This window comes from Pseudonocardia lacus (assembly GCF_018531445.1).
GTDB classification, from domain to species: Bacteria; Actinomycetota; Actinomycetes; order Mycobacteriales; family Pseudonocardiaceae; genus Pseudonocardia; species Pseudonocardia lacus.
The window spans coordinates 1-7,115 of the sequence record NZ_JAHDTH010000292.1 but is presented as its reverse complement, the minus strand read 5'-3'; the positions used below and the strand labels follow the sequence as shown (position 1 = coordinate 7,115).

At 77.1% G+C, this 7,115-nt stretch carries 8 protein-coding genes; 5 read left to right on the top strand and 3 right to left on the bottom strand.

All coding sequences use genetic code 11. The annotated features are described in order from the left end of the window. A partial coding sequence (locus tag KIK08_RS35890; protein WP_250558510.1) for a CobD/CbiB family cobalamin biosynthesis protein occupies positions 1–808 on the top strand: 808 nt, incomplete at its 5' end. On the opposite strand, the gene KIK08_RS35885 is transcribed toward KIK08_RS35890, so the two are convergent. After that, positions 714–1,511 carry an SURF1 family cytochrome oxidase biogenesis protein gene (locus KIK08_RS35885; RefSeq protein ID WP_214407773.1) on the bottom strand — a complete coding sequence of 266 codons (798 nt, stop codon included), beginning with the start codon at positions 1,509–1,511 and terminating at the stop codon, positions 714–716. The two genes, KIK08_RS35890 and KIK08_RS35885, sit on opposite strands and share 95 nt — an antisense overlap. Before the next feature lie 319 nt (positions 1,512–1,830). Between KIK08_RS35885 and add the strand changes: the two genes are divergently transcribed. Further along, positions 1,831–2,880 (top strand): adenosine deaminase, encoded by a 1,050-nt coding sequence (gene add / locus KIK08_RS35880; RefSeq protein ID WP_308258111.1) that lies wholly within the window; start codon positions 1,831–1,833, stop codon positions 2,878–2,880. Positions 2,881–2,910: 30 nt separating this feature from the next. Here add and KIK08_RS35875 read toward each other — a convergent pair whose 3' ends face one another. Beyond that, on the bottom strand, positions 2,911–3,378 hold the full coding sequence (locus KIK08_RS35875; protein WP_214407771.1) for a hypothetical protein: 468 nt from the start codon (positions 3,376–3,378) through the stop codon (positions 2,911–2,913). An 86-nt stretch (positions 3,379–3,464) separates the two neighbouring features. Continuing rightward, positions 3,465–4,031, bottom strand: a complete 567-nt coding sequence (locus KIK08_RS35870) for a hypothetical protein (protein WP_214407770.1) — start codon at positions 4,029–4,031, stop codon at positions 3,465–3,467. A 154-nt stretch (positions 4,032–4,185) separates the two neighbouring features. On the opposite strand from KIK08_RS35870, the gene KIK08_RS35865 reads away from it, so the two are divergent. The 3 genes from KIK08_RS35865 to KIK08_RS35855 all read left to right on the top strand — a co-directional run. After that, entirely contained in the window at positions 4,186–4,494 is a 309-nt protein-coding gene (locus KIK08_RS35865; protein ID WP_214407769.1) for a cold-shock protein, read from the top strand. 32 nt (positions 4,495–4,526) lie between these two features. Continuing rightward, positions 4,527–6,056: a cobyric acid synthase gene (locus KIK08_RS35860; protein WP_214407774.1), complete on the top strand. Its 1,530-nt coding sequence runs from the start codon at positions 4,527–4,529 to the stop codon at positions 6,054–6,056. A 168-nt stretch (positions 6,057–6,224) separates the two neighbouring features. Then, a partial coding sequence (locus KIK08_RS35855) for a magnesium chelatase ATPase subunit I (protein ID WP_250558511.1) occupies positions 6,225–7,115 on the top strand: 891 nt, incomplete at its 3' end.

Sequence of the window (7,115 nt, the reverse complement as noted above, 5' to 3'; positions counted from 1 at the left end):
CGCCTGCGCGCGCCACCCCGTCGCCGGCGTGCTGCTGACCGCGGCGGCCACCTGGACCGTCCTGGGCGGCACGTCGCTGGCCCGGCACGGCACCGCGCTCGCCGACGAGCTCGCCGACGGCGACCTGGCCGCGGCCCGCGCCCGGCTGCCGAGCCTGTGCGGGCGCGACCCAGCCTCCCTCGACGTCGCGGGCGCCGCCCGGGCCGGGACCGAGTCGATGGCCGAGAACACCTCCGACGCCGTCGTCGCGCCGCTGCTGTGGGGCGCCGCGGCCGGCGTGCCGGGGCTGCTGGGCTACCGGGCGGTCAACACGCTCGACGCGATGGTCGGGCACCGCTCCCCGCGGTACCTGCGCTTCGGGTGGGCCGCGGCCCGCCTCGACGACCTGGCCAACCTGCTCCCCGCCCGGGTGGCCGCCGCCCTGTTCGCCGTGCTCGCTCCGGCGGTGGGGGGCTCGCCGCGGGCGGCGCTGGCGACCTGGTGGCGCGACGCCGCCGCCCACCCCAGCCCCAACGCCGGGCCGGTGGAGGCGACCGCGGCCGGGGCGCTGGGCGTCACGCTCGGGGGGCGCACCGTGTACCCGCACCGGGTGGAGGAACGCCCCCGGCTCGGCCGCGGACCCGCGCCGACCCCGGCCGACCTGCGCCGCGCCGCGCGGCTGTCCCGGCTCGTCGGCGCGGCCGCGACCCTGCTCGCCGTGGTCGTCGCCGCGGTCAGGGGTCCTGGTCGTCGCCGGCGAGCGCCCGCCGCAGCTCCGCCTTGTCCTGCCGGCGCGTCCCGCCGCGCTGCAGCAGCTCCAGCCGGATGAAGTAGACGAGCGCGAACAGCGCGATCACCCCGAAGGTGATCCACTGCAGGGCGTAGGACAGGTTCGTGAACGGCGCGCCGCCGCTGTCCGGGGCCACCAGCACCGGGGTCAGCACGCCCGGCTGCTCGGCCGCGAGCTGCAGGTGGCCCGGCTCGACCGGCAGGCCGCTCGCCGCGGCGACCGCGGCCGAGTCGGCCGTGTAGAGCAGCAGGCGACCGTCCGGGCCGGTGCTCGACCGGTCCTCGGGGTCGGGCTGGTCGGCCCGCAGGCGCCCGGTGAGCGTGACCGTCCCGGTCGGCGGGGCGGGGTAGGCGGGCACGTCGGCCCCGCTCACCGCGGTGACCGTGCCCCGGTCGACCAGCAGCACCCGCCCGCTCTCGCTGCGCAGCGGGGTGAGCACCTCGACCGCGGGCTTGCCGTCCACCACCCGCAGCCGGATGACCGCCTCGGCCTCGGGCAGGTAGGTCCCGATGACCGTGGCCTGGCGCCACTCGGTCGACGCGTCGACGCCCGCGCCGGGCGCGACCAGCTCCTCGAAGGGAGCGGGCGGGGTGGCGTAGGAGGCGTCGATGGCCCGCTGCTGCGCGTCGCGGTCGGCCTCGCGGCCGAACTGCCACGGCGCGAGCAGCGTGAAGGCCGCCGCCGCGAAGCCGATGACCGCGACCACGAGGGCGATCCAGCCCGGACGCAACAGGAACCGCACACCCCCACGGTATTCGCCCGGCCGGATCGGCGTCGGCGCGGTCCGGACCTCGCTGCGGCGTTCGGAGCAACCGTGTCCGAACGGCCACGGAGCGCGACCGCGGCGGCCCAGACTCGCCGCGCCGAACCGACCCGCGGTCCGGGGCGCGCGACCTCGGGCCGCTGGAGCTGGTGCGGGGTCCACCGGCCGGACGTGCCCCCGCGCGCGTCCTCATGGCGGCGGCGAACCTGCTCGCCGCGCAGGCCCGCGGAGTTCGCACCGGCTGACCACGTCGGGGAACCCGGTTGAGCGGGCGCCTGCCCTCGGCGACGCTCCCCGCGTGCCCCCGCCCGCCCACCGCGACCCCCGCACGCTCCCCAAGGCCCACCTGCACGTCCACCTGGAGAGCGCGATCCGCCCCGCCACCCTCGCCGGGATCGCCGCCGGCAACGGCCTGCCACCCCCGCTCGCACCGGCCCCGTTCGCCGGGTTCGCCGCCTTCGCCGAGCACGGCGGCGCCGTGCGCGACGTGCTGCGCCGCCCCGACGACTTCCACCGGATCGCCGCCGAGTTCTGCGCCGACCAGGCCGCCGACGGCGTCCGGTACGTCGAGGTGACCTTCACCGCGCTCGGTCACGGCACCCGACTCGGCGACCCGGACATGCCGCTGGAGGCCGTGCTCGACGGCCTGGCCGAGGGCGCCGCGGCCACCGGCATCGGCTACGGCGTGATCCTGGACCACCCGCGGCGCCGCCCGGTCGACCGCGCCCGCCGGACCCTCGACCTGGCCGTGCGCCACCGCGCCGCAGGCGTCGTCGGGATCGGGCTGGCCGGGCGCGAGGAGCACCCGGTGGAGCCGTTCGCCGAGGTGTTCGCCGAGGCCCGCGACGCGGGCGTGCACGTCGTGCACCACGCCGGCGAGACCTGCGGCCCGCGGAGCGTCCGCGCCGCGCTCGACGCCGGCCGGGCCGAGCGCATCGGCCACGGCATCCGCGCCCTCGACGACCCCGACCTGGTCGCCGAGCTGCGCCACCGCGCGATCCCGCTGGAGGTGTGCCCGTCGTCCAACGTGGCGCTCGGGATCGTCGCCTCCCTCGCCGAGCACCCGCTGCCGCGGATGCTGGCCGCCGATCTGAACGTCATGATCAGCACCGACGTCCCGGACGTCACCGGGCGGGACCTCACCGCCGAACTGGCCGCCGTGCGCGACGCCTACAACCTGGACGACGCGGCGATCGCCCGGCTCCACCGCGCCGCGATCGACGCGTCCTTCGCGCCGGACGAGGTGAAGGCCGAGATGCGGCGGGGGACGGACGAGTGGCTGGCCGGCGCGCGTATAGCCCGGCGCGTGGATGAGCCCGGGCGTGGGCGGACAGCATCGGCTCGGTGACGTCGCGCACGCCGGTGTGGGCCGCGCGGGTCAGCCGGCGACGAGGTCGCGGACGAACGCCGCGATGGCGACGAGCAGGCCGAACACGGCGATGATCCGCTCGGTGCGGCCGTCGGTGCCGGGGGCCGGCGCCGGGCGAGGCGCCGGGGCGCGTGCACCGCTGCGGACACCGGCCCGAGGTGACCCGGCGGGGCGCGGCCACATCAGCCGGGGCAGACCCAGCGCCCCGTCGCGGGCGAACAGCGGCATCGACCGCCACTTCGCGCCGCGATGGGTGCCGCACGTGCCCCACATCCCGGTGACCGGGTTGGCACACGGGCCGCCGTCGGCCTTCTCGACGCGACACTGGGTGCGTCGAGCGAAGAGCACGAAGACCACCCACGTCAGGCCGACGATTCCGGCCGCATCCCATGTGCCCTGCAACGCCAGCAGGCCGGCCGCCGCGGCCAGCAGCCAACCCCAGGCGTGGAACCTCGAGCGTCGCGACCGTGCCACCATTACCCCCGATGGTCGTCCCGCGGCAGCGGGCGCCGCTGCCGCATCCAGGACCCGCTGTCGTCGGCGGCAGATACCCGGCTGCGCGGTCAGCCCGAGGTGGCGGCGTTGACCGCCCGTTCGGCCAGCTCGACCGCCCGCGGCGCTCGGCCGACCGGCTCGGCCTGCGCGATGACGACCGTCGAGTCGTCGCGGGCGGACTCGTAGGCGGTCCCGTCGAAGCCCGTGTCATCGCCGCGGCCCGTCCGGCGAAGCGGACGGACGGTGCCGGTGCCCTCGCCGTCGATCACGTCCTGGTACTGCCGGGCCAGGTCGGCGTCCGGCATGTCGACCGCGGCGATCGCCACGCGCACCACCGTGTCGCCCTCGCGGATCTCGAACAGCGCCCGGAACAGGGCCTCGCACGGGTGCTGCCGGAAGAACTCCCGGACCTGGCCGGTCGCGTGGGCGGCGCAGTCGTCCTCCACGGCCGTGGTCAGTCGATCGACCCGCTCGGCCAGCCGTTCGAGGCGCGCGACGGCCCAGGTGGTGTCCCCCTGGCGAGCCTTGGCGTGGCCCGTGCTGGTCGATCCCGGACGGGTGGCGGTCCCGACGCCGCCGGCTCCGACCGCGCCACCCTCCACGGCGGCACCCGCGATGAGCACGCTCGCCAGCACGGTGACGGCTCCGGCACCACCGGTCGTCCACCGCCCTCGCCGGTCCCGCGGTTGGTTCCGATAGCTCACAGTGCCCTCCGGTCCGGTCGATGGCGTGACCGGAGGACCGGGCCGGCAGCTCGGGTGATACCCGGGGTGGACGTACCGTGGCGGGGTGATCGCCGAGGGCACCGTCGTGGTGTGGCACGACGAGGACGGCTGGGGTGTCGTCGAGTGCGACGGGACCCCGGGCGGCTGCTTCGTGCACCACAGCGCCGTCGCCGTCCCCGGCTTCCGGGCGCTCGCCGTCGGCCAGGCCGTGCGACTCGAGGTCGAGCCGGCCGACCAGGACGGGTACCGGTTCCGCGCGGTGCGCGTCTGGCCGCGCGACGAGGAGCCCGTCGACCCGCCGGTGGGCGACGGCCCGTCGAGCGCCTACCGCAGCACCCTGACCGTGACGTGGGACGACGGACCGCGGCGCTGAGCGGGTCGGCCCGTACCGTGCCGGGCGTGGGGCTGCACGGGTCGCTGCTGGTGGCCGGGACGACGTCGGACGCCGGGAAGAGCGCGCTGGTGGCGGGGGTGTGCCGGTGGCTGGCCCGGCGCGGGGTGGCGGTGGCGCCGTTCAAGGCGCAGAACATGTCCAACAACTCCGTGGTCACCGCCGACGGCGGGGAGATCGGGCGGGCGCAGGCCATGCAGGCGCAGGCGTGCGGGCTGGAGCCGAGCGTGGCGTTCAACCCCGTGCTGCTCAAGCCGGGCAGCGACCGCAGCTCGCAGGTCGTGGTGCTCGGCCGCGTCGACGGGACGGTCAGCGCGCGCTCCTACCGCGACCGCAAGGCCGCCCTGCTGGACGTGGTCACCGACACCCTCGCCGAGCTGCGCGGCCGCTACGACGTGGTGGTCTGCGAGGGCGCCGGGTCGCCCGCGGAGATCAACCTGCGGGCCACCGACATCGCCAACATGGGGTTGGCCCAGGCCGCCGACCTGCCGGTCGTCGTGGTCGGCGACATCGACCGGGGCGGCGTGCTGGCGCACCTGTTCGGCACCGTGGCCGTCCTCGACCGGGCCGACCAGGCCCGCGTCGCCGGGTTCGTGGTCAACAAGTTCCGCGGCGACCCGAGCCTGCTCACCCCCGGCCTCGACCAGCTGCTGGCGCTGACCGGGCGCCCGACGCTCGGGGTCGTGCCGTGGGCCGACCGGCTGTGGCTGGACGCCGAGGACTCGCTGGCCGCGGTGGCCGACGGCGTGCTCGGCCGGCCGGCGGCCCCGCTGGGGGAGCAGTGGCTGCGGGTCGCCGTCGTGCGGCTGCCGCGGATGTCCAACAGCACCGACGCCGAGGCGCTGGCCTGCGAGCCCGGGGTCGCCGTGCGGTACGTCAGCGAGCCGTCGCGGCTCGTCGACGCGGACCTGGTGCTGCTGCCCGGGTCGAAGTCGACCGTGTCCGACCTCGGGTGGCTGCGCCGCACCGGGCTGGCCGACGCCGTTGCGGCGCACGCCCGCGCGGGACGGCCCGTGCTCGGCATCTGCGGCGGCTACCAGATGCTCGGCCGCCGGATCACCGACCCGCACGGCGTCGAGGGCGGCTCGGTCGACGGTCTGGGCCTGCTGGACCTGGAGGTCGACTTCGCGCCCGACAAGCACCTCGGGCGCCCGACGGGCACCGCGTGGGACGAGCCCGTGCGCGGCTACGAGATCCACCACGGCCGGGTCGTGCGCTCCACCGACCCGCCGCTGCTGGGCGCCACGACCGGCCCCGACGCCGGCTCGGACGCCGGCCCGGTCGTCGGGACGCACTGGCACGGCCTGCTGGAGAACGACGGCTTCCGCCGCGCGCTGCTGCGCCGGGCCGCCGATTTGGCCGGGCGCAGCGGGTTCGTCGCGGCGCCCGACACCGACTTCGCCGCCGAGCGCTCCGCCCAGCTCGACCTGCTCGGCGACCTCGTCGAGCGGCACCTGGACACCGCTGCCCTCGACCACCTCATCGCCCACGGCCCCCCACCGGGCCTGCCCACCGTCCACACCCACCTCGCCGCCCCCTGCTGACGGCCCCCGGGTTCAGGAAAGCCACGTTCCTGCCCGCAGAGGGCAGGAACGTGGCTTTCCTGAACCTCGCCCGGGGCCGTGGGGACGAGGGCGATGGGATCGGTCACGAGGGGCGCGCGGGGGCGGCACCGCTCTGGCAGGGTCAGCGGGGTGACGACCGCACGGACGCTGCCCGGCTTCCCGTTCTCCGCCGTGGTCGGCCACGACGACCTGCGGCTGGCGCTGCTGCTCAACGCGGTGCACCCGGGCGTCGGCGGGGTGCTGGTGCGCGGCGAGAAGGGCACCGCCAAGTCGACGGCGGTCCGCGCGCTGGCCGCGCTGCTGCCGGAGCTGGCAGTGGTCCCGGGCTGTCGCTTCGGCTGCGACCCGGCCGACCCCGACCCGGCCTGCCCGGACGGCCCGCACGCGACGGCCGGGCCGGTGGAGCACCGCGCGGCCCGGCTGGTCGAGCTGCCGGTGGGCGCCACCGAGGACCGGCTGGTCGGTTCGCTGGACCTGGAACGGGCGCTGTCCGAGGGCGTGCGCGCCTACCAGCCGGGGCTGCTCGCCGACGCCCACCGCGGCGTCCTCTACGTCGACGAGGTCAACCTGCTGCACGACCACCTCGTCGACCTGTTGCTCGACGCCGCCGCGATGGGCCGCGCCCACGTCGAGCGCGACGGCGTGTCGGTCTCGCACGCGTCGCGGTTCCTGCTGGTCGGCACCATGAACCCGGAGGAGGGCGAGCTGCGCCCGCAGCTGCTCGACCGGTTCGGGCTCGCCGTTGAGGTGCGGGCCGCGCGCGACGTCGACACGCGCGTCGAGGTGGTGCGCAGGCGGCTGGCCTTCGAGGACGATCCGGCCGGCTTCGCGGCCCGCTGGGTCGACGCCGAGCGCGCCACGGCCGAGCGGATCGCCGCCGCCCGCGCCGGGGTCGGCTCGGTCGCGCTGCCGGACGCCGAGCTGCGCCGCATCGCCGCGGTCTGCGCCGCGTTCGACGTCGACGGGATGCGCGCCGACCTGGTCATCGCCCGCGCGGCCGTCGCGCACGCCGCCTGGCGGGGGGCCGACGCCGTCGCC

What these genes read in the sequence shown, in the direction of transcription:
- KIK08_RS35875 (WP_214407771.1), bottom strand. Translation starts at nt 3,378, where the DNA reads ATGGTGGCACGGTCGCGACGCTCGAGGTTCCACGCCTGGGGTTGGCTG.